The 25,115-nt window shown below is 65.7% G+C and carries 23 protein-coding genes and 1 pseudogene; 14 read left to right on the top strand and 10 right to left on the bottom strand.

Going from position 1 to position 25,115, the window contains the following annotated elements:
• Positions 1–16: 16 nt before the first annotated feature.
• Both BHK69_RS02285 and BHK69_RS02280 read right to left on the bottom strand, forming a co-directional pair.
• Entirely contained in the window at positions 17–1,462 is a 1,446-nt protein-coding gene (locus BHK69_RS02285; RefSeq protein ID WP_069688696.1) for an aspartate aminotransferase family protein, read from the bottom strand.
• Entirely contained in the window at positions 1,455–2,150 is a 696-nt protein-coding gene (locus tag BHK69_RS02280) for an MtnX-like HAD-IB family phosphatase (protein WP_069688695.1), read from the bottom strand. The genes BHK69_RS02285 and BHK69_RS02280 overlap by 8 nt, the downstream gene beginning before the upstream one ends.
• A 415-nt stretch (positions 2,151–2,565) precedes the next feature.
• On the opposite strand from BHK69_RS02280, the gene BHK69_RS02275 reads away from it, so the two are divergent.
• On the top strand, positions 2,566–3,939 hold the full coding sequence (locus tag BHK69_RS02275) for an SAM-dependent methyltransferase (protein ID WP_069688694.1): 1,374 nt from the start codon (positions 2,566–2,568) through the stop codon (positions 3,937–3,939).
• A 140-nt stretch (positions 3,940–4,079) separates the two neighbouring features.
• On the opposite strand, the gene BHK69_RS02270 is transcribed toward BHK69_RS02275, so the two are convergent.
• The 3 genes from BHK69_RS02270 to BHK69_RS02260 are packed head-to-tail and all read right to left on the bottom strand — an operon-like array spanning position 4,080 to position 6,965.
• Positions 4,080–4,916, bottom strand: coding sequence for a heme ABC transporter ATP-binding protein (locus tag BHK69_RS02270; protein ID WP_069688693.1), 837 nt, complete (start codon positions 4,914–4,916; stop codon positions 4,080–4,082).
• On the bottom strand, positions 4,903–6,012 hold the full coding sequence (locus BHK69_RS02265) for a FecCD family ABC transporter permease (RefSeq protein WP_083269073.1): 1,110 nt from the start codon (positions 6,010–6,012) through the stop codon (positions 4,903–4,905). The genes BHK69_RS02270 and BHK69_RS02265 overlap by 14 nt, the downstream gene beginning before the upstream one ends.
• The gene (locus BHK69_RS02260; RefSeq protein WP_083269072.1) at positions 6,009–6,965 is read right to left on the bottom strand and encodes a heme/hemin ABC transporter substrate-binding protein; all 957 of its coding nucleotides are present in this window, start codon (positions 6,963–6,965) and stop codon (positions 6,009–6,011) included. Before BHK69_RS02260 ends, BHK69_RS02265 begins: the two co-directional genes overlap by 4 nt.
• Before the next feature lie 410 nt (positions 6,966–7,375).
• Between BHK69_RS02260 and hmuQ the strand changes: the two genes are divergently transcribed.
• From hmuQ to BHK69_RS02235, 5 genes are all read left to right on the top strand, one after another.
• Positions 7,376–7,723, top strand: coding sequence for a heme-degrading protein HmuQ (gene hmuQ, locus BHK69_RS02255; RefSeq protein ID WP_069688692.1), 348 nt, complete (start codon positions 7,376–7,378; stop codon positions 7,721–7,723).
• A gap of 11 nt (positions 7,724–7,734) precedes the next feature.
• Positions 7,735–8,277: a heme utilization cystosolic carrier protein HutX gene (gene hutX, locus BHK69_RS02250; protein ID WP_425285542.1), complete on the top strand. Its 543-nt coding sequence runs from the start codon at positions 7,735–7,737 to the stop codon at positions 8,275–8,277.
• A gap of 108 nt (positions 8,278–8,385) precedes the next feature.
• Positions 8,386–8,613: a hypothetical protein gene (locus BHK69_RS02245; RefSeq protein WP_069688691.1), complete on the top strand. Its 228-nt coding sequence runs from the start codon at positions 8,386–8,388 to the stop codon at positions 8,611–8,613.
• Positions 8,614–8,700: 87 nt separating this feature from the next.
• Positions 8,701–9,714: an ABC transporter substrate-binding protein gene (locus tag BHK69_RS02240; protein ID WP_069688690.1), complete on the top strand. Its 1,014-nt coding sequence runs from the start codon at positions 8,701–8,703 to the stop codon at positions 9,712–9,714.
• Complete coding sequence (locus BHK69_RS02235; RefSeq protein ID WP_069688689.1) at positions 9,711–12,455, top strand: hybrid sensor histidine kinase/response regulator; 2,745 nt, start codon at positions 9,711–9,713, stop codon at positions 12,453–12,455. Before BHK69_RS02240 ends, BHK69_RS02235 begins: the two co-directional genes overlap by 4 nt.
• On the opposite strand, the gene BHK69_RS02230 is transcribed toward BHK69_RS02235, so the two are convergent.
• Positions 12,419–13,156 carry a response regulator gene (locus tag BHK69_RS02230; RefSeq protein ID WP_069688688.1) on the bottom strand — a complete coding sequence of 246 codons (738 nt, stop codon included), beginning with the start codon at positions 13,154–13,156 and terminating at the stop codon, positions 12,419–12,421. The genes BHK69_RS02235 and BHK69_RS02230 overlap by 37 nt on opposite strands.
• A gap of 387 nt (positions 13,157–13,543) precedes the next feature.
• On the opposite strand from BHK69_RS02230, the gene BHK69_RS02225 reads away from it, so the two are divergent.
• From BHK69_RS02225 to BHK69_RS02215, 3 genes are all read left to right on the top strand, one after another.
• A complete protein-coding gene (locus BHK69_RS02225) occupies positions 13,544–14,455 on the top strand; it encodes a UbiA family prenyltransferase (protein ID WP_148663298.1) in 912 nt (303 codons plus the stop codon).
• A gap of 13 nt (positions 14,456–14,468) precedes the next feature.
• The gene (locus BHK69_RS02220; protein ID WP_244548379.1) at positions 14,469–15,782 is read left to right on the top strand and encodes an FAD-binding oxidoreductase; all 1,314 of its coding nucleotides are present in this window, start codon (positions 14,469–14,471) and stop codon (positions 15,780–15,782) included.
• Between the two features lie 211 nt (positions 15,783–15,993).
• Positions 15,994–16,293, top strand: a complete 300-nt coding sequence (locus BHK69_RS02215; protein WP_148663297.1) for a hypothetical protein — start codon at positions 15,994–15,996, stop codon at positions 16,291–16,293.
• 82 nt (positions 16,294–16,375) lie between these two features.
• Here BHK69_RS02215 and BHK69_RS02210 read toward each other — a convergent pair whose 3' ends face one another.
• The 4 genes and pseudogenes from BHK69_RS02210 to BHK69_RS02195 all read right to left on the bottom strand — a co-directional run.
• Complete coding sequence (locus tag BHK69_RS02210) at positions 16,376–16,753, bottom strand: VOC family protein (RefSeq protein ID WP_069688685.1); 378 nt, start codon at positions 16,751–16,753, stop codon at positions 16,376–16,378.
• 153 nt (positions 16,754–16,906) lie between these two features.
• Positions 16,907–18,346, bottom strand: a complete 1,440-nt coding sequence (locus tag BHK69_RS02205; protein WP_069688684.1) for an aspartate aminotransferase family protein — start codon at positions 18,344–18,346, stop codon at positions 16,907–16,909.
• Entirely contained in the window at positions 18,343–19,347 is a 1,005-nt protein-coding gene (locus BHK69_RS02200) for an NAD-dependent epimerase/dehydratase family protein (RefSeq protein WP_069688683.1), read from the bottom strand. Before BHK69_RS02200 ends, BHK69_RS02205 begins: the two co-directional genes overlap by 4 nt.
• Before the next feature lie 248 nt (positions 19,348–19,595).
• A pseudogene (locus BHK69_RS02195) lies at positions 19,596–19,961 on the bottom strand (EamA family transporter); the annotation flags it as partial.
• A gap of 309 nt (positions 19,962–20,270) precedes the next feature.
• Between BHK69_RS02195 and cynS the strand changes: the two are divergent.
• From cynS to BHK69_RS02170, 5 genes are all read left to right on the top strand, one after another.
• Complete coding sequence (cynS, locus tag BHK69_RS02190; RefSeq protein WP_069688681.1) at positions 20,271–20,759, top strand: cyanase; 489 nt, start codon at positions 20,271–20,273, stop codon at positions 20,757–20,759.
• Between the two features lie 171 nt (positions 20,760–20,930).
• Complete coding sequence (locus BHK69_RS02185; protein ID WP_069688680.1) at positions 20,931–22,676, top strand: alkaline phosphatase; 1,746 nt, start codon at positions 20,931–20,933, stop codon at positions 22,674–22,676.
• Between the two features lie 28 nt (positions 22,677–22,704).
• On the top strand, positions 22,705–23,169 hold the full coding sequence (locus tag BHK69_RS02180) for a hypothetical protein (RefSeq protein ID WP_244548378.1): 465 nt from the start codon (positions 22,705–22,707) through the stop codon (positions 23,167–23,169).
• The gene (locus tag BHK69_RS02175) at positions 23,147–23,878 is read left to right on the top strand and encodes an ABC transporter ATP-binding protein (protein ID WP_069688679.1); all 732 of its coding nucleotides are present in this window, start codon (positions 23,147–23,149) and stop codon (positions 23,876–23,878) included. Before BHK69_RS02180 ends, BHK69_RS02175 begins: the two co-directional genes overlap by 23 nt.
• Positions 23,875–25,110, top strand: a complete 1,236-nt coding sequence (locus tag BHK69_RS02170; protein WP_069688678.1) for an FtsX-like permease family protein — start codon at positions 23,875–23,877, stop codon at positions 25,108–25,110. The genes BHK69_RS02175 and BHK69_RS02170 overlap by 4 nt, the downstream gene beginning before the upstream one ends.
• Positions 25,111–25,115 lie beyond the last annotated feature (5 nt).

Below are 25,115 nucleotides of genomic sequence, written 5' to 3'. Positions count from 1 at the left end.
CCGCCTCCGGGGGATATCAGGCGTTTGCGACGCGGGTGAACAGCTGGTCGAGCAGCTTGATCGCCAGATCGATCTCGGCGTGGCTCATGGTCAGGGCGGGAGCCAGCGTAATGACGTTCTTGTGGTAGCCGCCGATGTCGAGAACGAGGCCGTAGCGTTTCCCATCCGTCTCCAGATCGGCCTTCATGCCCTCGTCGCACATCAGGTCGACCAGCCGCTTCGACGGCGTGTAGCTGTCATGCGGCTCGCAGATCTCGATGCGCAGCGCCATGCCGAGCCCGTCGACGTCGCCGACGATCTTGTGGCGGCGCTTGAGCTCTTCCAGGCCCCGGAGGAAATAGGCCCCCTTCTCCATGACCATGGTCTCGTAATCGTCCTCGGCCATCATCTTCATGGCCTCGAGCGCGACCGCGGTGCCCAGCGGATTGGCGTTGAAGGTCGAATGCGTCGAGCCCGGCGGGAAGATCGTCGGGTTGATCAGCTTTTCCTTGGCCCAGACGCCCGAGAGCGGGTTCAGCCCGTTGGTCACGGCCTTGCCGAAGACGATCACGTCCGGCGTGACGCCGAAATGCTCGATCGACCACAATTTTCCGGTCCGGTAGAAGCCCATCTGGATCTCGTCGACGACCATCAGGATTCCGTGGTCGTCGAGCACTTTTTTCAGCCCGATGAAGAAGTTCTTCGGCGGGATGACGTAGCCGCCGGTGCCCTGCAGCGGCTCGACATAGAAGGCGGCGTATTCGGCCTGGCCGGTCTTGGGATCCCAGACGCCGTTATATTCGCTCTCGAAGAGACGAGCGAACTGCTGCACGCAGTGCTCGCCATACTCCTCCTTGCTCATGCCCTTGGCTCCCCGGAAATGGTAGGGGAACGGGATGAAATGCGCGCGCTCGCCGAAATGGCCGAAGCGGCGGCGATAGCGGTAGGACGAGGTGATGGCCGAGGCGCCGAGCGTGCGGCCGTGATAGCCGCCCTCGAAGGCGAACATCAGGCTCTTGCCGTTTGAGGCATTGCGCACGAGCTTGAGCGAATCCTCGACGGCCTGGGCGCCGCCGACATTGAAGTGGACGCGGCCCTTCTCGCCGAATTTGGCTTCGGCATCCCTGGCGATCAGCGCGGCGAGCTCGATCTTCTCGCGATGCAGATACTGGCTGGCGACCTGCGGCAGCGTATCGATCTGGCGCTTCAGCGCGTTGTTCAGGCGGGGATTGGCGTAGCCGAAATTGACGGCCGAGTACCACATCTGCAGGTCGAGGAAGCGGTTGCCCTCATCGTCGAACATGAAGGAGCCTTCGCAGCCCGAGAAGATCTTGGGGAACTGCGTGTAGTGGACCGTGTCGCCATGGGAGCAATACTGCGCCTCGAGCGCGAGCAGCCGGGCCTGCTCATCCCTATGCGAGAGGGGCGCCGGGGTTACCGCCTGAGGGGCGGGCGTATCGAGCAGAGCGTAGCCGTCAGCCATGGATCGTATCCTTCGTCAATTCGCGCGCCTGGCCGCTCGCGGCGGTGGCGCATAGCAGCTCCTCGAGCAGGCCGACGGCCTGGGAGAAGTCGGTGAACGGGTGGTGGGGAAGCCCCTGGTCGCGGCAATGGGCGATCAGGCCCTTCTTCGCGAAAACGAGATCGGCCTGGCCGGCGACGCAATGGTCGGACTTGCCGTCGCCGACGAGCAGGGTCAGCGGCCGGTGCAGGCTATCAGTGACGGCGCATTTGCAGGTGCCGCTGTCGCAGCCGCCGGTCGTGGAGGCGTAAGGCGAGGTCAGCTGCCAGCGGCCTTCGCCGGCATAGTCGAGACGGTTGGCGACGATCGGCAGGAAGCCCAGCCCGGCGCGGTTCAGCACGGCCCTGATCGTCCGGTCGAGCCCGTCGGAGACGACGGTGACCGGAATGTCATGGCGCATGCAGAGCCGCACGAAGGCGGGAAAATCCCAGTCGATCTCGATATCCGCGATGAAGCTGTCGAGCATGCCCGGCGAGACCCGCAGCATCTCGACCTGCCGCTTCATGCATTCGCGGGACCCGATCTTGCCGTCGATCCAGTCCTGTTCGATCTCCTGCCAGGCGGGCTCCGCGAAGCGCCCGAGGATCTGATCCGTCGTGTCCTGACACGAGATCGTACCGTCGAAATCGACGATGGCCTGCCATTCCATTGCTGACGCCCGATCCAAATTGTTGACGGCAGCGTCTGCGCAAGGGGTGTGCCATTATGCAATCTATTGATTTAACTTGGTATTTCCATTTTTAGGGAACGGCGAAAGCTCTCTGCCCTGGAGTTTCCATCAAAAAATGGAGCTTCATCCCGCTCGGCCAGACGCTTCAAGAGGCCTGGATCAGGGGCGCGCAGCGGCACGGTCTGCTCGGCTGTTTCAGGCCGAAAAGCGCCATTCTGACCGGAAAGCGCGGGATATGGCGGCCAACTTCCGGTGTCGATCCGGCAGAGGCCTCTCGCTCATCACGCCTGCAGACACACCGGGCAGGCCTGGCACGTTTCCTGCGCCAGGTGGCCGGCTCCTGCGCCCAATCCAGCCTGTGCGAGAGCTGCTCTACAGCCTCAAGGGATCGCCGATGCTCCGAATTCTCCAAGCGGTTCTTTCGCGGCTCGTCGTCCACGGCACATTGCATGTCGTCCTGCCCGATGGCCGCAGGTTCAGCTGCGGCGACGGTTCCGGCGCGCCGGTGCAGGTCCGCTTTGCCGACAGGATGGCCTTATGGGCCTTCCTGCTCGATCCCGAGATGAAGCTCGGCGAGCTCTTCATGGATCGGCGGCTCCTGGTCGAGCAGGGCACGATCCATGGTTTCCTGGCCCTGATCCTGTCGGGCGCGCGGGGGCAGCCTGCGAGAGTGTTTTCGAGCGAAGTGGACACCGGTTCGCGTGAAGAAAACGCGTCAAAACAAAAAGCTGGAGCGGTTGAACGATCCGATTGGATCGGAAACTGGTCCAGCCTCGTGGAGCGGGCGCTCGATCATGGCCGCTTCCTGCTGCGCCATCTCACCACGCGCAATACGCGCGGTCGCTCGCGCGAGAACGTCGCGCATCACTATGATCTCGACGACCGGCTTTACGCGCTCTTCCTCGACGCGGACTGGCAATATTCCTGCGCCTATTTCGAGAACCCGGAGCAGAGCCTCGATGACGCCCAGCTGGCGAAGAAGCGGCATATCGCGGCCAAGCTCCTGGTCGAGCCCGAGCACCGCGTCCTCGACATCGGCTGCGGCTGGGGCGGCATGTGCCTGTATCTGACGGAAACCGCGCGTGCCCGCGAGGCTTTGGGTGTGACGCTGTCGCGCGAGCAGCTCGCGGTCGCCAAGGAGCGGGCGCAGCGTTCCGGGGCCGGCGGGCGGGCGCGCTTTGCCCTGCAGGATTATCGCGATGTCGTCGGCGTCTTCGAGCGCATCGTCTCGGTCGGCATGTTCGAGCATATCGGCCCGCGCTTCTACCCGGCCTTCTTCGAGACCTGCCGGCGCCTGCTGAGCGAGGACGGCGTGATGCTGCTCCACACCATCGGCTGCTCGGACGGCCCCAATCATCCCAACCCCTGGCTGAACCGCTACATTTTTCCCGGCGGCTATCTGCCGGCCCTGTCGGAAATCCTGCCCGCCGCCGAGAAGGCGGGGCTCATCGTCACCGATGTCGAGGTGCTGCGGCTGCACTACGCCAAGACATTGCAGGCCTGGCGCGAGCGCTTCATGGCGCGCCGCGAGGAGGCGCTGGCGCTCTATGACGAGCGCTTCTGCCTGATGTGGGAGTTCTATCTGGCGATGAGCCAGGCCGCTTTTGAGCATCAGGACGTCGTCGTCTTCCAGCTCCAGATCGTGCGCCATCAGGAGGCCGTTCCCTTGACGCGCGACTATATCGACGAGCGCAAGGCGGCCCTGCGGATGGCCGAGGCTGTAGCCGATACGGCGCGAAAGCCAGCGAACTTGGCTCCCGCAGCCTGATTTCGCTCCAGCTCTCATCTAAAAGTGAGAGCAGGATCAATGCGAAAAACCGGTGCCCACTTTTTCGCATCCTGCCCTTGGAGAAACCGACCAGCCGCCGAACATTGGAAGTCTGGTGAAAGCTTGGCGGATTAGCCGTGTCAGGCGGCGCTCTGCGCCCGGTGTTGTTGCGGCAGCAGGAAAGGCAGGCCCGGCGCCGGCGCGCGGCTGAGCGAGAGATCGACCTTGAAGACCTGGCGCAGCAGCGCGTCGTCCAGCGTCGCGGCAGGGGCGCCGCGGGCGACGATGCGGCCCTGGTCCATGATGACGAGCTCGTCGGCATAGGTCACGGCGAGGTTGAGATCGTGCAGCACGATCAGCACGGCGACGCCACGGCTGGCGAGGCTGCGGGCCAGGTCCAGAAGCGCGAGCTGATGGCAGAGGTCGAGGCTTGCGATCGGCTCGTCGAGGAAGAGCGCTTGGGATGGCCCGGCGCCGCGCCCGGCCTCGAGCTGGCAGAGCGCGCGGGCGAACTGCACCCGCTGCTGTTCGCCGCCCGAAAGGGTCTGGTAGCTGCGTGCGGCGAGGTCGAGCACGCCGGCTGCGCTCAGGGCCTGGCCGATCAGGGCTTCGCGCTGGCCGCGCGGCTGGCGGCGGCCGACGCCGTCGACGCCCAGCCGAGCGACCTCGTAGACGGTGAAGGGAAAGGCGAGCCTGGTCTGCTGCGCCATCACGGCGCGCCGGGAGGCGAGCCGCCAGCCCGGCACCGCACTGAGTGGCTCGCCATCGAAGGATATTCTGCCTGCGCTCGGATGCAATTCGCCGGTCAGGAGCTTCAGCAGGGTCGATTTCCCCGCGCCATTGGGGCCGACCAGAATGGTCGTGCGGCCCGGACGCAGCTCGAGCGAGGCCTGATCGACGAGCTTGCGCCGACCGATCGCGAAGCTGACGCCCTCGCAGGCGACGAGCGCGGGGCCGTGCTCGTCAGAGGTCGACATGGTTTGCCCGGCGCAGGAGAAGCCAGAGGAAGAACGGCGCACCGACCGCTGCGGTGACGATGCCGATGGGCAGCTCCGCCGGGGCCACGATCAGGCGCGCAGCGATGTCTGCTCCGACCAGCAGGGTCGCGCCGCCAAGCGCCGAAAGCGGCAATAGCAGGCGGTGGTCAGGCCCGATGGCGAGTCGGATCAGATGCGGCACGACGATGCCGACGAAGCCGATGACGCCGGCTGTCGCGACGCTTGCACCGACGGCGAGCGCCACAAGCAGGATGGTAAGCCCCTTGATGCGCTGCACCGGCAGGCCGAGATGGTAGGCCTCGGCCTCGCCGAGCATCAGGGCGTTGAGCCCGCGCGCGAGCAATGGCACGGCCAAGAGCAGGGGCAGCACGATCGGCGCGACGATGACGAGCTTGGCCCAGCTCGCGCCGCCGAGACTGCCGAGCGACCAGAAGGTCAGGTCGCGCAATTGTCGGTCGTCCGAGATGAAGGCGAGCAGGCCCGTGAGCGAGCCCGCCAGAGCGCCGAGCGCGACGCCGGCGAGCAGCATGGTCGCGACCGAGGTGCGGCCCTGGCGCGTCGCGATCAGATAGAGCGCCAATGTCGAGATCAGGCCGCCGCAGAAGGCGCCGACGGGCAGGGCGGCGAAAGGCAATTTGAAGCCGGTGCCGGCGAGGAGGCGGTCGCCCAGGACGATGGTCGTCGCCGCGGCGAGCCCCGCTCCGGCCGAGACGCCGACGAGGCCGGGGTCGGCGAGCGGATTGCGGAACAGGCCCTGCATCAGCGCGCCCGAGATGGCGAGCGCCGCGCCGATCAGCATGGCGAGCAGCACGCGGGGCAGGCGGATGTTGAGCACGACCAGCGCGTCGCGCCCGGTGAGCAATTCGCCCTGGCCGGAGAGCTTCGCCATCAGGATCTCGGCGACGCGAGCCGGGGCGATCTGGACCGCACCTTGGCCGGTGGCGACGATGGCGAGCACGAGGCAGAGCAAGGTCACGCCGACGACCGCGAGGACCGCCTGTCGCCTCCGGCCGGCCGCGAAGGCTGCAAGCGACGACAAGGCGGCGAGCTCGCCGGGGCGGGCGGCAAGCGTCATGGTGCAGCCGCCGTCTTCAGCGGCGGGATCGCGGCGCCGGGATAGAGCGCGGCCATGAGGTCGCGGGCGGCCGCCGGCGTGCGCGGGCCGAAGCCGAGCAGATAGAGGCCGTCCATGACGATATGGGCGCGCTGCGCCGCCGCCGGCGTCTGGGAGAAGGCGGGCAAGGCGAACAGCGCCTCGGTTGCCGTGTCGTGGTTGCCGCTGTTGCGCATCATCAGGATGGCGTCGGGCGCAGCAGCGATGATCGCCTCGTCGGTCATCGTCTTGTAGCCCTCGACTGCGGCCGCTGCATTGATGCCGCCGGCGAGATCGATGATCGCGTCCGCCGAACTGTTGCGCCCGCCGACCATTATGCGGCCATTCTGCAATGACAGCACGAAGAGCACACGGCGCTTAGCCGGCAAAGCCGTGCGCAGCGTCGCCAGCTCGTCGAAGCGTGCCTTGGTCTGCGCCGCGAGCCGGCGCGCGGGCTCGGCCGCGCCGGCGACCGCGCCGATCGCCTCGATCTTGGTGACGACGCCCTCGGCGCTCATATCATCGGGAATCCGCGCGAGGCGCACGCCTGCTTCGTTCAGCAGCGAGATCGCATCCGGCGGGCCGGCGCTGGTGATCGCCATGACGAGCGAGGGCCTGAGCGAGAGCACGCCTTCCGCCGAGAGGGCCCGGACATAGCCGATATTGGGCTTGTCCTTCAGCGCCTCAGCCGGGAACTGGCTGGTCGAGTCGACGCCCACAAGCCTGTCCTGCAGGCCCAGCGCATACAGCACTTCGGTGATCACGCCGCCGGCGGCGACGATGCGCTCGGGCGTCTGCGCGAAGCTGCGGGTGACGAAGGAGGCGGGGCTCGTCAGATCGATGGCGGCGATCAGGGTCAAGGCGAGAGCTGCACCGAGTTCGCGCCGATTGAGGCGGCGAGCCGCCGGGGCGAGCAGGGCATTGCGGCCGGCCATGAGATCATCTCCGTCTGGTGTTGGTTGCCTCGCGTTAACATTCGAGGCAAGTATTCGTTCTTTTTAATTCGTCTAATTTAGATTATGTTTCGGCGTTGTTGACGGAGATATTCGGTTTTACTACAGAGGGTCAAGAGTGGCACGCCGGGCATGGTGAGCGCTGAACGCTTGTCGGCGAGGCGCATCCGGCGTCAGCCAGCGAGCTGTATTCCTGAGTCGAGGCTGCACCGTGTATTCTTCCGCCACGATCAGGCGCATTTCCGTGTCGCCTTGAAAACCGACAATTCTTGTCGATCCGGACGGCAATCCCGTCCAATTCGGCACACTAGAGCGGTGGCCACTTCGCTCGAAAACGCTCTACCAGAACCACCCAAGCCAACTCATCCGCCAGCCAAGTCAGGATAAATCCCATGTTCATCGCCATGAACCGCTTCAAGGTCGTCAAGGGAGAGGAGGCCGCCTTCGAGACGGTCTGGTCGTCGCGCAAGACGCGCCTCGACGAGATGACGGGCTTCCTCGGCTTCCATCTGCTGAAGGGCCCGGAGAAGGAGGATCACACCCTCTATTCCTCGCATACCAGCTGGGCCTCGAAGGAGGATTTCACGGCCTGGACCAAATCCGAGCAGTTCCGCGAATCCCATCGCAATGCCGGCCAGCCGCGCGAGACGCCGATATATCTCGGTCATCCCGAGTTCGAGGGCTTCGAGACGGTGCTGAGCGAAAGCAATCCGCATCGGCCTCGCCAGGCGGCCGAGTGAGGGCAGGCGGCATGTCGATCTCGCAGGTGATCCCGCTGGCTGGCCAGGAACCGCCGGCAACCGACCCGATGGCGCGTGTCAGGCAGATGCTGGCGGCCAAGCCCGACGGCGTCATCGAGGCGATCGCCCGCGAGGTCGGCGTGTCGACGCTGGCCGTGCTGGAGGAGACGCCGCTGGGACAGCGGACGGCGATCGCGCCCGAACGCTTCGAGGGGCTCTGGCAGGAACTCTCGAACTGGGGAAGCGTGCTCTTCATCGTCCACACGCCCGATATCGTGCTGGAATGCGAAGGCGCGCTGCCGGTCGGCTCCTTCGGCCATGGCTATTACAACATCCATGGCGACAGCCCGATCGGCGGCCATATCAAGGCCGAGAATTGCCGCGCGATCTATCTGGTCGACCGGCTCTTCCATGGGCGCCGGTCCTGCTCGGTGCAGTTCTTCAACGGCGCGGGCGAGGCGATGTTCAAGGTCTTCGTCCGGCGCGATGCGAGCCGAGCGCTGATCGCCGAGCAGGTCACATTGTTCGAGGCGCTGAAGACCCGCTTCCCCTGACGGCCGGCGCGCGGCTGTTTAGCGTTTGGTAGGACATCCATGCCTTCCTCATGAGCTTGGTGTCGAAGCGGCCCCGGTCGACCGGGGCCGCCAATGAGGCGTCGCTGCTTGAGCAGATCGATCTTCGTCCTCGCGCTTGCGCTGTTCGCGTGGCCCATGCCGGCGACCGCCTTTTGGCAGCGCTCGCATATCGGAGCCTGTAACGGGGCGCGGGACGCGGCCGAATGGAATCGGCTGCAATGCTGGATCTTCGCGCCGGTCTATGAGTGGCCCATCCCCGAGGCGCGGGTCGATGCGCGTTACTGGGGATACAGCGCGCCGCGCTGGCGCAAATAGGCAGCCTATTTCCCTAACGTCCTGACGCTCGACCTGCGCGGCGGGACATGGCACCGTTCGTATCCATCGCCGCGATGAGCGCGGCGCATGACGATCCTGGCGGTCCGGATGCAGCGTCGGTCCTTTCTCTGTGCGTTGGCCTCCCTCACCGCGGGCTTCGCGTCGTCGTCCACCGAGGCGGCCGAGCGCCTGCGGCTCGCCGCCTTCATGGTCGGTTTGCCGCTCGACCATCCGATCGTGCTGACGCGGCTGGGCATTCTGAAGCGCCTGATGGTGCAGCGCGGCTGGATCGAAGGGCAGAATATTCGCTACCTCGTCCGCTCCTCCAACTCCGATCCGCAGACCCTGGCGACGACGGCGAGGGAACTGGTCGGCGAAGCGCCCGACGTCATCGTCGCCGGCTCCAGCACCGAGACGGCCGCCATCCTGGCCGCGACGCGCACGATCCCGGTGTTGTTCTCGACAGCGTCCGATCCGGTCGGGAGCGGTTTCGTGCGTTCGCTCGAGCGCCCGGAAGGCAACGCGACCGGCTTCAGCAACAATGAGCCGTCGATGGCGGCGAAATGGGTCGATCTGCTGCGCGAGATCGCGCCGGCGACCCTGCGGATCGGCGTCATCTTCAATCCGGCCTCCGCGGCGGCTGGAGGCGTGACCTATGTCGAGCATCTCAGCAGGAGCGCAAGCGAGGTCGGGATATCGCTGGTCAGCGCACCGGTCTCGGCCCTGAGCGAGATCGAGCCCGCTCTTGCCGAACTCGCCGCGCAACCGGGCACGGGACTGTTTTTCCCGCCGGACAGCTTCACCTTCCGGAATGCCCGGGTGATCGCGCCGCTGGTGGCGAAATACCGGATGCCGACGATGTATCCTTACGAGACCTTCGTCGAGGCCGGCGGGCTGATCTCCTATACCGGCGGTCGCGATGAATCCGATCTGGTCATGGCGAGCTATATCGACCTGATCTTTCGTGGCGCGAACGTTGCCGAGCTCCCCGTCCAGTTCTCGCGCAGCTTCGAACTGGTGATCAATGAGAAGACGGCGATGGCGCTGGGATTGACGATCCCGCTTTCGCTGCGCGTGCGCGCCTCGCGGATCGTGTCGTGAGCGGGATCATCGACGCGGCCGGGCGCGGGCCGCGCGGTGCGCTCGCCCGCAAATACGCGCTGTTCGTCGGCTTCGCGATCAGCCTCGCTTTGGGTATCAACGGCATCGTCGGCACGATCTTCGCCTTCTCCGATCAGCGGGCGCTGGTGGCGCGTGTCCAGCAGGAGCAGGCGCAGGCGGCGGCGCAGCGGATCAGCGGATTTGTCGGCGATATCGTGCGGCAGCTCGATTGGGTTTCGCTGAACAGCTCGGGCGCCCTTGCGCTCGAAGAGCTTCATCTCGATGGGTTGCGCCTGCTGCGGCAGGCCCCGGCGATCCTCGATCTCAGGCGAACGGATGCCGAAGGGCGCGAATTGCTGGCGCTGTCGCGCGCTGACCGCGACCGCATCGGCGCGGGGACGGATCTGTCCAGTGATCCCATCGTCCAGGCGGCATTGGCTCAGGGCTACTTCCGCAGCGGTGTCGAATTCCGGCGTGGCTCCGAGCCTTATCTGCTGCTGGGAAAACGGGTGACCGAAACGAAAGGCGGCGTGGTCCTGGCGACGGTCAATCTGACCTTCATCAAAGAGCTCGTCTCGCAGATGAAGGTCGGCGTGGAAGGCCGGGCCTATGTCGTCGACCGTTCCGGCCGGCTGATCGCGCATCCCGATCTCCGCTTCGTCCTGAGAGGCACGAATCTGCTGCCGCTCCTGCAGGCCTATCCGCGGCCGGACATTCAAGGCGCGATGCTGCCCGGCGATAGCCTGTCGACCCGCGATATCGAGGGGCGGGCGGTCTTGTCGGTCGTTGCGCCCGTGCCGAATCTCGACTGGAGCGTCGTCGTCGACCTGCCGCAAAGCGAGGCTTATGCGCCGATCTACGCTTCGATCCTGCGCGCGTTGATCATCCTCGCCGGAGCACTGCTCATCACCGTGACAACCAGCATCCTGCTCAGCGGGCGCCTGGTCGCGCCGGTCCGAGCGCTGACCGAAGGCGCCGCCCGGATCGGCGAGGGCCAGCTCGACGAGCGCATCGACATTCGCACCGGCGACGAGCTTCAGGAGCTCGGCGACCAGTTCAACCTGATGGCTGCGCGCTTGCAGGAGAGCCGGAGCATCCTGGAGGACAAGGTGTCCCAGCGCACGGCGGCTCTCGCCAAGGCGCTCGACCAGGCATCGGCCGGGCAGCGCGCCGCCGAACAGGCGCGCGAATTGGCCGAGGAGGCGACGAAAGCCAAATCCCGCTTCCTCGCGGTGGTGGGACACGACATCCGCACGCCCTTGTCGGGTGTGCTCGGCGTGCTCGAAATCCTCGACCGCAAGCGCATGAGCCAGCGCGATCGGCGGCTGGTCGAAATGGCGGCGACCTCCGGCGAGACGCTGATCGACCTCGCCAATGCGACGCTCGACCTCTCGCGGCTGGAGGCGGGCACAGAGAGCCTGGAGAAGCGTGACTACGAGCCCGGCCCCCTGCTCGCGGCGGCCATCGCGCTGATGCGACCGGCAGCCGAGCGCAAGGGTCTCGCGCTCCGCCTCGACATCGAGCCTGTCGCGATGGCAAGGCTCAATGGCGATCCCGGCAAGATCAACCGGATCGTCCAGAATCTCCTGCGCAATGCGATCAGCTTCACCGATGCCGGCGAGATCGAGATCGGTGCCGCCCTGGAGCCGGCCGACGATGCGTCCGGGCCGATGCTGGTGATCGCGGTGCACGATACCGGCATCGGCATCGATCCCGCCATGCAGCGCCGCATCTTCCAGGATTTCGTGCAGGTCGATCCCGAAACAGGGCGGCGTTCCGGCGGGGTCGGTCTGGGACTGGCGATCTGCACCAAGCTCGCGAATCTGATGGGCGGCTCGATCTCGGTCTTCAGCGAAGTCGGGATCGGCAGCACCTTCTGGGTCAGGCTGCCGGCTGCAGCCGCGACGAGCGCTGCGCATGCGTCGCATGCCGAGACGGCTGAGACGCCGCTTGTGGTGCTCGTCGTCGATGACGAGCCCGTCACGCGGGAGGTGGCGCGGATCATGATCGCCAAGGCCGGGCACCGCGTGCTGACCGCCAGCTCCGGTGAGGCTGCGCTCGTGCTGTTGGCGTCAAAGCGCGTCGATCTCGTGCTGCTCGACATGCACATGACCGGCATGGACGGCATCGAGACGGCGGCCGCGATCCGCGCTATCCCGGAGATTGCCTGTCCGGCGATCGTGGCGCTGACCGCCGATGTGTCGCCGGAGACGATGCGCCGGCTTCTCGCAGCGGGCCTGACCACGATCGTGCCCAAGCCGGCGACGTCCGCGGCGTTGCGGCAGGTGCTGACGCGCAACGCGCGCAGGCCGGGCCGTCTGGCGAATGCGAGCCTGTCGCCGGACCATCCCGTCGACGACGCCTTCCTCGACGAGCAGGCGCTGCTGGTCGGAGCCGAACGCATGGGGCGTCTTGTTGCGCTGTTCCAGACGGTCTCGGGGGACATTCTGAAGCAGCTTGGCCGGGCGATCGAGCAGGGCGACCGCAAGGCGCTGGAGCGGGCGGCGCATCAATTCGCGAGCTCGGCCAGCGCGCTGGGTCTCGGCCAGGCGGTGACCATCGCATCGACGATCGAGGCCGAGGCCCGTATCGCATCCCCGCAGGTCATGGCGCAGGCGGTGGCCGATCTGGCGCGGGCGCGCGGCGAGGCGCTGGCGGCGCTCGCATTGCGGGGCGCTGCGGTTGCGAAGGGCGCGGCGGAGGGTCAGGCGTTACGGTCGGCGAAGATGCCGAGCTTGTAGCCGATGCCGCTGACCGTTGCGATCACGCCCGGGTCGCCGGCTCCCGTCAGCTTGCGTCGCAGCCGCGCCACCAGCGCATCGACGGTGCGGGCGTCGACCTCGCCATGGCGGTTGCTGACGACCTCGATCAGGTAGTCGCGGCTGAGCGGCCGGCCATTGCTGTCGACCAGCGCGGCAAGCAGGTCGAACTCGCCCCGCGTCAGGCGGATCGGATCGCCGTTGACCGTCGCCAGCTCGCGCCGCAGCAGGTCGATCATGAAGGGGCCGAAGGTGATCGTGGTGCTGCGCCGCGCCGTATCGCGCTCGATCTTGCGACGGCGCAATAGCGAGCGCGTCCGCGCCAGCAGATCGCGCAGATTGACCGGCTTGGTGACGTAGTGGTCGCCTGCGAGCTCGAGCCCGACGATGCGGTCGATGTCGGTGTCGCGACGCGTGACGAAGATGATGCCTGCGTCGGAAAAGCCCTGGAGCTCCTTGGCGAGCTCGAAACCGTCGCCATCGGGCAGCACGACATCGAGGAAGATCAGTTCGGGCTTGACCCGCCGCACCACCCTGCGCGCCTCGGCGACGCTCTCGGCCTCCTCGACCCTGAAGCCCTGGTCGGCGAAATAGCCCGAGATCATGGCGCGCGTTACAGGGTCGTCCTCGACGATGACGAGGCGTTCGCGGTTTGCCGCCGCAGTTTCGCTCGTCGCGTTCATGCCCCAAGCGCACCCGTCAGATCAGATCCGGCCTGAAGCGCCGGCTGCATGCGCCGAGCCCCCCGACGCTCCTGCACGATCCAACTGTCCGGCGGGCTTTGCAAGGCGATGCGCGCGGGTGGCGTGAACGCCGGTTCACGAAAGGGAGACATCTTGCAGGGAGGAGACAGGCTTCGGAGGGTGCAACGGCGTGGATATTCGTGGGCGCCGGCAGGCAGATATTAATCATGGCAAGCAATAGCGCTGTGTTGCGCTGTGTTTCTGCACCGGGATTTAGGATTTCTCGCAGAAGAAAGTCCTCGCCCGAATAGTGGAAATCTGACTGGGCCTCGTGGCTGCGCATCTTTCGCTTGCCGTCGGGCAGACTCTTGGCGGAAGAGCAGATTCTTGACGAAAGAGAAGGGTGACATGGCTCTCAAGGCGATGATCAGGGCGATGAGGCCGCATCATTGGCTGAAGAACGGACTCGTCTTCATCCCGATCCTGCTGAATCATGAAGTCTTCGATCCGGAGTCGCTCGGGCATGGGCTCGTCGCCTTCATCTCCTTCAGCCTGATGGCTTCGTCGATCTATCTTCTCAACGACATCGTCGATTTCGAAGCCGACCGCCGGCATCCGACGAAGTGCAAGCGCCCGCTGGCCGCCGGCGAGATCTCCGAGCGCCAGGCCTATATGGCGGTTCCCGTCTTGCTGGCCACCGCTTTCGCCCTGTCCCTGCTGCTGCCGCAGCCCAAGCTCTTCGTGCTGGCGCTGACGGCCTATCTCGGTCTCGCCTTGGCCTATCTCTTCGTGCTCAAGCGCAAGCTCCTGGTCGATGTGCTGGGGCTGGCCGCGCTGCACACCTTGCGCATTCTCGCCGGCAATGCCGCTGCCGCGATCCCGCTCTCGTCATGGCTGCTCGCCTTCTCGATGTTCCTGTTCCTGAGCCTGGCGCTGGTAAAGCGCTATGCCGAGCTCAGGATCACGCAGGACCAGTCGGGGCTGAAAAAGGCCGGGCGCGGCTATCATGCCGAGGATATCGAGGCGCTTTCCCAGCTCGGCATGGCGTCGGGCTGCACCTGCGCCCTGATCCTGGCGCTCTATGTCGACAGCGCCGCGGTGAAGCAGCTTTACCGTCACCCGGAGCTGATCTGGCTGGTCTGCCCGATCGTCCTCTACCAGATATCGCGGGTCTGGTTCCTGGCCCGTCGTGGTACGATGCCGGATGATCCGCTCGTCTTCATGATCCGCGACTGGCGCAGCCAGGTGACAGGCGCGCTGGTCCTGCTGATCATGGTCGCGGCGACGATCCTGCCGTGAGCGAGATTCTGCCGTGAGCGAGATCCTGCCGGAGTGCCGCTCCTGGGGTGGGCTCGTCGCCCGAAATACCGAGATCGTCGCGGCCGAGCCCTGGATCGCCGCGCCGTCGCAGCATCGGACGCCGGCCCTGGCTTATGGCAATGGCCGCTCCTATGGCGATTCCTGCCTGAACGATGGCGGGGCGCTCATCCTGGGCCGCAGCCTCGACCGGATCCTCGCCTTCGACCGCGTGAGCGGCCTCCTCACCTGTGAGGCGGGCGTGCTGCTCGACGATGTGCTGAAGCTGACCGTTCAGGCCGGCTGGTTTCCGCCGGTGACGCCGGGCACCGCATTCGTCACGATCGCCGGTGCGCTGGCCAACGACGTCCATGGCAAGAACCACCATCGCGCCGGCACCTTCGGCAGGCATGTGCGCGCCTTCGAACTGATCCGCTCCGATGGCAGCCGCCTGACTTGCGCGCCCGACCTGAACGGCGAACTCTTCGCCGCGACCATCGGCGGCTTTGGTTTGACCGGCCTGATCACGCAGGTGACGCTGCAATTGATGCCGGTCACCTCCGTCGAAATGCAGCAGGAGGTGCTGCATTTCGATGGGCTCGACCGCTTCTTCGCGATCGCGGCTGAATCCGATGCGAGCCATAACTACACCGTCGCCTGGATCGACTCGCTGGCGAGCGGCGCGCAGCTCGGTCGCGGCGTCTTCTTCCGGGCCAATCATGCCACGGGGGGCGATGCGCCGCTCGCGCGCTCGAAGCGGCCGCTGCCGTTTCCGATCAGGCCGCCGATCCCACTGATCAACGGGCTGACCTTGCGCGCCTTCAATGCGCTCTACCGGGCGGTGCAACCCTCGTCGCCCGAGCCGCGGCGCATTCCCTATCGGCCATTCTTCTATCCGCTCGACCGCGTCGCCAACTGGAACCGCGCCTATGGACCCAAGGGCCTGCGCCAGTTCCAATGCGCGGTGCCGATGGCCCATGCCCGCAAGGCGGTGGAGGCGATGCTGAGGCGCACGCTGGCGGCGGGTGAGGCTTCGTTCCTGACCGTGCTCAAGCTCTTCGGCGATCTGCCGTCGCCCGGCCTGATGTCGTTCCCGATCGCAGGGGCGACCTTGACGCTCGACTTTCCCAATCGCGGGGCGCGCACGGAGGCGCTGCTGGCTGAGCTCGACCGGATCACGATCGAAGCCGGTGGGCGCGTGAATCCCTACAAGGATGCGCGCATGTCGCCGGCGACATTCGAGGCCTCCTTCCCGGACTGGCGGGATTTTGCGCGCCATATCGATCCGGGGTTCTCGTCGAGCTTCTGGCGACGGGTGACGGCGGGTTGAGGCTGATGCGGCCTTGAGGGGGCCGGCTCTCACATCTGCGCCGTCATCCCGGACCCGAGCGCGACTTGTCCGGGATGACGGCGAGTTTGTCAGGGCGGATTGAGCTTCAGAAAAATAATCGTCTCCCTTTGAACCTCTCAACGCCCCGCCGCGACCAATGCTCATGGAGGGCGAATGGTTCGCCCCCGACTGGACCTCGGGAGATGCCATCATGACCAGCTTCAAGAAGACCGCGACCGCCGCTCTGGCCGCCCTCACCCTCTCCACCGCCATTCTCGCCGGCGCGGGCAGCGCCGAGGCCTATCCGCGCCATCGCGGCCATGGCTGGGGCGTCGGCGCCGGCATCGTCGGAGCGCTTGCCGTCGGCGGCCTGCTCGCGGCCTCCGCCAACCGCGCCTATGCCGAGCCCGTCTATGAGGAGGATGCTCCGGTGCGTCGCTGCGAGATGGTCGAGCGCGTCAACCGCTTCGGCGAGGTCGTCGGCTACCGCAAGGTCTGCTCGCGCTACTGAGCGGCAGGCATGGCCCGTATCGATCCGGCCCCTCGGTTCCCCCGAGGGGCCGGATGGCGTTTGGAAGGGCATGATCCCGGCTTCAACTCGTCGCCTGACAGACGGCCTCGAGATTCCAGCCCTCGGGAGCGATGACGAAGGCGGCGTAGTAGCTCGGCCCGTAATGCAGGCGCAGGTCGGGCGCGCCATTGTCGCGCCCGCCGGCCAAAAGCGCCGCAGCGTGGAAGGCATCGACCGCGGCGCGCGTCGGCGCATTGAAGGCGAGGTGGAAACCCGGCCCCGGCGGGGAGGTTTGCGGCCGCAGTTTCAGTGCCAGCAGGTCGCCGCCGCCCGGCGGCCCATAGCCGGCGGCATCCGGAGCGGTCCAGACGCGGATCAGCCCGAGCGGGCCAAGCGCCGCATCATAGAAGGTGATGGCGGCGTTGAGATCGCGGACGCCGAAGGAGAGATGGCCGAGCATGAAGCGCTCCTCGTTTCGGGGATCCTTGGTTTCGGTAATCCTTGGTTTCGGCAAGCTTTGCCTCGAGCTTCCGTCAGCGCATGTCAGCGGTTTCCCCGCGAAAAGAAAAGGGCCGGCGAACCGGCCCTTTCAGACATTGCGTGACGGCTGGCCTCAGCCCTTCGCCACCGCGACCTTGCGCAGATAGTCGGTGACGATCTTGGTGATGCCGCGCGAGAGCAGATCGTCGAGCGCCGCGATGAATTCGTCGCATTGCTCGCGGGTGACGATCAGCGGCGGCTCCAGGCGGATGACGTTGCGATTGTATTCGGTGAAGGCGACGAGCATGTCGTAGTCCTTCAGCAGCAGCGCGCCGATGAAGCCGCAGAGCGAGCCTTTCAGCTTGTCGTCGAGCAATGCGACCATGTGCTTGAGGCCAAACGGCATGGTCTCGCTGATGTCGTTGAACTCGATGCCGATCATCAGGCCGCGCCCGCGGATCTCCTTGAGCAGGCTCGGATGTTTCGCGCGCAGGCCGTTGAGCTTCTCGATGAGATAGTCGCCCTGACGCTGGGCGTTGCCCATGAGGTCTTCCTCATAGAGCACGTTCAGCGCCTCGATCGCCGAGATGCAGGCCTCGCCCATGCCACCGAACGTCGCCTGGGCATGGATCAGCGCGGTCTTGGGCTTGCCATAGGCCTTCATGTAGATCTCGCGGCGGGCGATCATCGCGCCCATCGCCGCCTTGGAGCCGCCAAGCGCCTTGGCGAGTGCGGTCACGTCCGGCACGACGCCGTCGCGCTCGAAGGCGAAGAACTGGCCGGTGCGGCCGAGACCGCACTGGACCTCGTCGGCGACCCAGAGCACGCCGTGCTTGTCGCAGAGCGCGCGTAATTCGCGCCAGAAACCCTCCGGCGCCTCGACGATGCCGCCGCCGCCCTGGATCGTCTCCATCACGACGATGCCGATCGCGGGATCGCTTTCCAGTGCCTGGCGCACGGCTTCGATGTCGCCGAAGGGCACCTTGACCCGGTTCTCGACCAGCTTGAACTGCGACTGGTAGAGCGTGGAATCCGTGACCGAGAGCACGCCCTTGGTCTTGCCGTGGAAGGAGTTCGCCGCGTGCAGGATTTTCGAGCGCGCCGGTCCCTGCGCCTGTTCGGCGACCTTCAGCGCGGCCTCCATCGCCTCCGAGCCGGTGGAGCCGAGGAAGACCATGTCGAGGTCGCCGGGCGCGATCGTGGCGAGGTTGGCGGCGAGTGCCGAGGCGTATTGCGACATGAAGGCCATGCAGATCTCATGGCGGTTCTCGTCCTGGAATTTCTGCCGCGCCGCGACGATGCGCGGATGGTTGTGGCCGAAGGCGACCGAGCAGAAGCCGCCGAAGAAATCGAGGATCTTGCGGCCGTCGCGGGTGATGTAATGCATGCCCTGGGCGCGATCGACGATGATCTTGTCGAAGCCAAGCAGTTTCAGGAAATGCACCTGACCCGGATTGACATGGGCGGTGAAGAGCTCGCGCACGGTCGTGGCGTCGAGCTGCTTGGCTTCCTCGACGCTGTAGAGCTTCGGGCGAGCAGGCGCAGCGTCGGTCTTGAAAGCGGGCATGCTCATGCTGCGAGGCTCCTCTGCGCCTGATTCCGGATGTCTTTGCTCTTGCGGTATTCGGTGTAGGCGGCGAGCAGCATATCCTCGTCGCGGTGCTTGGGCATCCAGCCGAGCTCGCGCTTGGCCTTGGAGGTGTCGAGAATGCAGATCTCGTCGGCGATCATGTACTGCTCCGGGTCCATGATCGGCAGGTTGATCCAGTCGAGCGTGTTCAGCGTCAGCTTGACCAGCGGCGCCGGCGTCGGCAGCAGGATCGATTTCGAGCCGGCATGCGTGATCAGGTCGCCGAGCAGCTTCTTCACCGGGGGCGGATCGTCCGAGCCGAGATTATAGGCGCTGTTGGGGAAGCCGGCCTTCCAGGCCGCTATGCAGGCGCTGGCGCAGTCGAACACCGAGATGAACTGATAGGGGTTTTTACCCGAGCCGATCATCGGCACCGGCAGGTTCATGTCGATCAGCGTGAACAGCTTGACCAGGATGCCGAGCCGGCCCGGCCCGATGATCAGGCGCGGCCGGAAGATCGGGATCTGGAAGCCTTTTTCGCGATAACCCTGCGCCAGCGTCTCGGTGGCGAGCTTGCTCTCGCCATATTCGCCGAGCGGCTTGGCGGGATGGGTCTCGTCCTGCGGCACGGTGACGGAATGGCCGTAGATCATGTCCGTGGTGAAGTGGACGAGCTTGTTGGCGCCGTTCTTCTCCATCCAGGCCAGGATATTGGCGGTGCCGTGATAGTTCACCGGCCAGAAGAAATCGTGGCGCTCCTTGCGGGTCACGATGGGCGAAAGCATCTTGGCCGAGAGGTTGTAGACGAGGTCGTCTTTGGCGAGCGGGATGGCGTTCACGCTCTCGGCGCTGGTCACGTCGATGTGCTGGAACGGCACCTTGGCGTAATGCGCATGGCCGCTCTTGACGATGTCGGCGACCAGCACCTCCTCGCCCATGGCCGCGAGATCCGCTGCCAGGTGCGAGCCGACGAAGCCGTCTCCGCCGATGATGATATGTTTCATGGGTTCAGGTCTTCCGGACTAGAGCATTTTTGAGCGAAGTGGATATCGGTTCGCGTAAAGAAAATGCGTTAAAACAATAACTTAGAGAAGTTGGACGATCAGCTGGATCGGACATTGCTCTAAGGTTGGCGCGGCAGGCGCGGCGGGGTGCGGACCGGCACCGGGATCGGTCGGAGCACGGGCTTCGGTTCCAGCAGCATGCCGAGACGAAGGAAGAGGCGTGCGATCAGATCCATGTCGGTCCCTCAGCTCTGTGCGATGAAGATGGTGCCCAGCATGATCAGTCCGATGCCGGCAATGCGGGCAGGGCTCAGATCCTCCTGGAAGAAGAAATAGGCGTAAACCGCGACCACGACATAGGCGAGGCTCAGGAACGGATAGGCGTAGCTGATCTGAACCTTCGACAGCACGACGAGATGCGAGGCCATGCTGACCACGAAGGTGCACAGGCCGAAGAAGACGAAAGGGTTGAAGACGACGCGCAGGACCGTGGCGATCAGCCCGTCATGGCCGGGGTCGAGCTGGCCCAGGCCGGTCATGCCACGCTTGAGCATGAGCTGGGCGGCGGCGTTGGTCAGCACCGTGAACAGGATCAGGGGGATATAGGAGTTCATCGGGCGATCAGGTTTTCCGCGTGGTCGGTGGACCCCTGGATGACGCGGAAATTACTTCAAATACCTTACGTTGCAGTCCTTACTTCCGCGTAACGTTAAGATGATCCTGCCGGGATCTCATAAAGTCGGAATGACTTCACGTCGCGTCGTAGCCGGTATTGGAGCGAGCGCAGGCTCTTGGCCCGCGGCTTGCTACCCAGGCCTGGGTTCGCCGACCCATACGACGCCGCTCGCCGCATGACCAAAGGCCGCCTGAGGCTGGTGCGACCGACATTTCGACGACGACATCTCCAAGGAGGACGCAAGACCATGAAGCGCGAAGAGCTCACCGAGAAGATCCTCGACATCAAGCGCGAGAAGGGCTGGAGCTGGAAATACATCACCGGGGAAATCGGCGGCATGTCGGAGATGCTGATCGTCGGCGCGCTCCTGGGCCAGATGAAGCTGGTCAAGCCTTTGGCGGAGAAGGCTGCGACCCTGTTCGGCCTCACCGAGAACGAGAAGCGGATGCTCAACGAGGTGCCGTATCGCGGCACCGGCACGCCGATGCCGCCGACCGACCCGCTGATCTACCGCTTCTACGAGATGGTGATGGTCAATGGTCCGGCCTGGAAGGCGTTGATCGAGGAGGAGTTCGGCGACGGCATCATGTCGGCGATCGACTTCAACATCGAATTCGAGCGCGAGCCGAACCCGAAGGGCGACCGCGTCAAGATCGCAATGTCGGGCAAGTTCCTGCCGTATAAATATTACGGCAACGAGCAGGGCATTCCCGATTACGGCTTCAAGGAAGCGTAGCCCGCCGGTTCATGGCGTCGTGCAGGAGATGGAGCGGGTGTTCGGGAGCGCGTGAATATTGTTATAGTATAACATTTCTAACGTCATGAAAGCGCATGTAGTAATCGTATTGTCACATGAGCTTCCTAACGGTCGCCGGCGGATATCGAACGGGTTCGAGCGGAGACGAGCATGCGCGCGCAAAAATGGCTGATGACGATCCTGGCGACAGGGCTTGCCGGGGCCACTCCCGCGCTGTCTCAGACGATCTACCCGATCAACCGGGCTGAGATCCTCGAGGGCTCGCGCTTCGATTTCAAGGTCGAGTTCCCCAACGCGCCGACCTCGGCCGATGTGAAGGTCACGATCAACGGCAAGCCCGCCGCCGATATCTTCGGCAAGCCGACCGCCTTCACCCAGAACGAGGAAGGCCAGAAGCATTCGGCGCTGTGGCTGCGTGGCGCGACGCTGCCGGCCGGCAACTACGTCGTCGAGGCGACGCAAGGTGCAAACAAGGCGACGGTGAAATGGGAGGTCTTCGCGACGGCCCAGCCGCGCCGGGCCAAGAACGTCATCCTGTTCATCGGCGATGGCATGTCGGTGGCGCATCGCACTGCAGCGCGGATCATGTCCAAGGGCTGGGAAGAGGGCCGCTTCAATGGCGAGCTCGCCATCGACGACATGCCGAACATGGCGCTGATCTCGACCTCGGGCAGCGATTCCATCGTCACCGACAGCGCCAACAGCGCCCATGCCTACACCACGGGCCACAAATCCTGCGTCAACGCGCTCGGCGTCTACTGCGCCAAGAACGCGCTGACGCTGGACCATCCCAAGGTCGAGACCATCTCGGAAGTGATCAAGCGCCGCAGCAAGATGACGATCGGCGTCGTCACCAATGCCGAGATCGAGGATGCGACGCCCGCCGCCATGGTCGCCCATACCCGCCGGCGCTCGGATTACAACGACATCGTCAAGATGTTCTATGACGTGAAGCCCGACGTGATCATGGGCGGCGGATCGCCGAACTTCCTGCCCAAGACGACACCGGGCTCCAAGCGCACCGACGATCTCGACTTCATCGCCCAGTTCAAGGCGGCCGGCTACACGATCGCCACGACCAAGACCGAGATGAATGCGGCTGCCGCGTCCGGCACCAAGAAGCTGCTCGGCCTCTACAACACCAGCAATGTCGACGGCGCCTTCGATCTGCGCCTCGCCAAGAAGGGCAGCGTCGCCAAGTTCCCCGACCAGCCCGACGTCGCCGAGCAGACCAGGGCCGCGATCGACATGCTGAAGAGCAATGAGGACGGCTTCTTCCTGATGGTCGAGTCCGGCCGCATCGACAAATACAGCCACTCGCTGGATTGGGAGCGGGCCGTGTTCGACACGATCATGCTCGACAATGCCGTCAAGATCGCCAAGGACTTTGCCGGTGAGCGCAACGATACGCTGATCATCGTCGTGCCGGATCATACCCATGCGGTCTCGCTCGTCGGCACCTATGACGACGAGCGCCCGGGCCAGCTCCTGCGCGACAAGCTCGGCACCTATGCCGACTCCAAGGCGCCGAATTATGGCCCGCTCGACGCCGATGGCTATCCGACCAACGTCAACACCTCGCGCCGTCTCGCCGTGGTCTTCGGCACCTATCCCGACACCTGCGATACCGGTCGCCCCTTCATGGATGGCGAGCGCGTTCCGGCGCTGAAGAGCGCCGACGGCAAGACCAATGTCGCCAACGAGGCCGATTGCACCGGACCGCTGGCGACGCGCAAGGCCGGCAACCTGCCCTTCGACGCGAATTCGGGTGTGCATTCGGGCGATGACGGCATCTTGACCGCCATGGGCCCGGGCGCCGAGAAATTCCGCGGCCACAAGCCCAACACCTATGTCTTCCGCGTGATGGCGGAAGCGCTGGCGCTGGGCGGCGAGTGAGTCTGTCCTGATCCGAGGCGAATGGTCCGTGCAGCAACCGATCCTCCTCGCAAGACTATCCCGTCGCGGGCTCTTTCAGGGGCTCGCGACGCTCGCGTTTTGCGAAGCCGCCTTCGCAGACGAGGCGGCGGCGATCAGCTTCGACGGGCTCTACAAATCCTTCGGCGTGCTCGGCTTCCAATTCTCGGATCGGGCCACGAGCCTGCGCGGGCAGGAGGTGCGCATGCTCGGCTATATGGCGCCGCCGCTGAAGCCCGAAAGCCATTTCTTCGTGCTGACGCGCGAACCCCTGGCGATCTGCCCGTTCTGCCAGTCCGATGCCGACTGGCCGGTCGATATCGTCGTGGTCTTCATGAAAGCGGTGACGCCGATGGTCAGCGCCGGGCAGAAGGTCGCGGTCTCCGGCCGTCTCGAAATCGGTTCCGCGATCGATGCCGAGACCGGCTTCGTCAGCCAGATCAGACTCGTCGATGCCAGCTTTCACGTCGCTTGACCGGCGGCCCGCAACTGCGGCGCGGGCGCTGCAGTTGACCGGGATCAGGCTCGACCATCGCGGCGGCGATGGCCGACCCTTCCGAGTGCTCGATCTTGCCGGCCTGGCGATTCCAGCCGGCGCACGGGTGGGTCTGCGCGGCGCCTCGGGCTCGGGCAAGACCTCGCTCCTGCATCTCGTCGCCGGGCTGATCCGGCCCGATGCCGGTTCGGTCAGCTGGGGCGACATGGTCGTCTCGGACCTATCGATCGGCGCCCGCGACCGTTGGCGCCAGGCGACGCTGGGCTTCGTCTTCCAGGATTTCCACCTGATCCCCGAGCTCGACGTCGCGGCGAACATCACCTTGCCACTGACCTTCTCGCATTGGCGGATCGGGCCGGCCGAACATGAGCGGGCGGCGATGCTCGCGGCCCGGATGGGGCTGACCGATCTCAGGCGCAAGGCCGGCGTCCTGTCGCGCGGCGAGCAGCAGCGCGTGGCGATCGCGCGCGCGGTGCTGCTCCAGCCGGCGCTGATCCTCGCTGACGAGCCGACAGCCAGCCTCGACGCCGCCCATGCGGCCGAGGTCGGAGCGCTCCTGGTCGAGGTTGCGACCGAGACCGGCGCCACCCTGATCTGCGCCTCGCATGATACGGCGCTGCTGGCGCGGATGGACCGGCGCGTCGAGCTTGCCGCAGTGCCCGTCGTGCCGGTCGAGAGCGCGGCATGAACCCGTTCCCGATGGTCTGGGCCGATATCCGGGCCCTGCGCTGGACGCCGCTGGCGATCATCGTGCTGGTGGCGCTCGCGGTCGCCGTTGGGGTGGCGATCGGGGCGCAGGAGCGGGCTTTGCGACGCAGTTCGGCTGCCGCGGCCGAGGATTTCGACCTGCTGATCGGCGCGCCGGGCAGCCAGACGCAATTGCTGATGTCGGCGGTCTATCTCCAGCCGGATGCGGTGCCGCTGATGGACGGACGCTTGCTCAATACGCTGGCGCAGGATGAGCGCGTCGCCGGCGTCGCGCCGATCGCCTTCGGCGATGTCAGCAAGGGCTATGTGATCGTGGGCACCACGGCGGCCTTTGCCGGCCGCTGGGGGCGGCTCACGCCCGCGCAGGGGCGGCTCTTCGCGAGGGAGGGCGAGGCGGTGCTGGGGGCCGATGTCAGCTATGGCCTCGGCGACCGTATCACGCCGTCGCATGGCGTCTTCGGCGCAACCGTGCGTCCGGGCGTGGCGCATGAGGACGAGGCCGGGCATCGCCATGCCGGTCACGATTATGTCGCGGTCGGGCGCTTGCCGCGCCTCGGCTCGCCCTGGGACCGGGCGATCCTGGTGCCGGTCGAGAGCGTCTGGGAGATCCATGGCCTCGCCAATGGCCACGCCGTGGATGACGGGAGGATCGGGCCGCCCTTCGACGGGCCGCGTATCCCCGGCGTGCCGGCCCTTGTCGTCAAGCCGCGCAGCGTCGCCGGCGCCTATGCCTTGCGGGCGCAATATCGCCAGGGCGGCACGATGGCGTTCTTTCCCGCCGAGGTGCTGGTCACGCTCTACCGCGCGCTCGGCGATGTCCGCAAGGTCCTGGTCGCCGCCTCCTTCCTCAATGCGCTCCTGATCCTGGCGGCGGTCCTGTTGCTATTGATCGCGGTCGCGGGCCTGCGGCGGCGGCGCTATGCGATCCTGCGGGCGCTGGGCGCGCCGCGCGGCTATGTGCTGCTGGTCGTCTGGCTGGGCATGGCCGGGCTGATCGGTGCGGGCTGTGTCGCGGGCCTGCTGGCCGGCGCGGTGCTGACGACAGCGCTGTCGGGCGTCATCGCCGGGCAGACCGGACTGCGGCTCGTCTTCGCGATCGAGAGCCAGGAGATCGCCTTCGTGGCGGCGCTGCTTCTTGTCGGCAGCGCGATCACGCTGGTGCCGGCGCTGATGTCCTATCGCGCTCCGGCGGTCGCCGGCCTGCGCGACTGAGTTCG

The organism is Bosea vaviloviae (genome assembly GCF_001741865.1).
Taxonomy (GTDB): domain Bacteria; phylum Pseudomonadota; class Alphaproteobacteria; order Rhizobiales; family Beijerinckiaceae; genus Allobosea; species Allobosea vaviloviae.
Note: the sequence above shows the minus strand (reverse complement) of the source record. Positions and strands in the feature narration are given on the sequence as shown.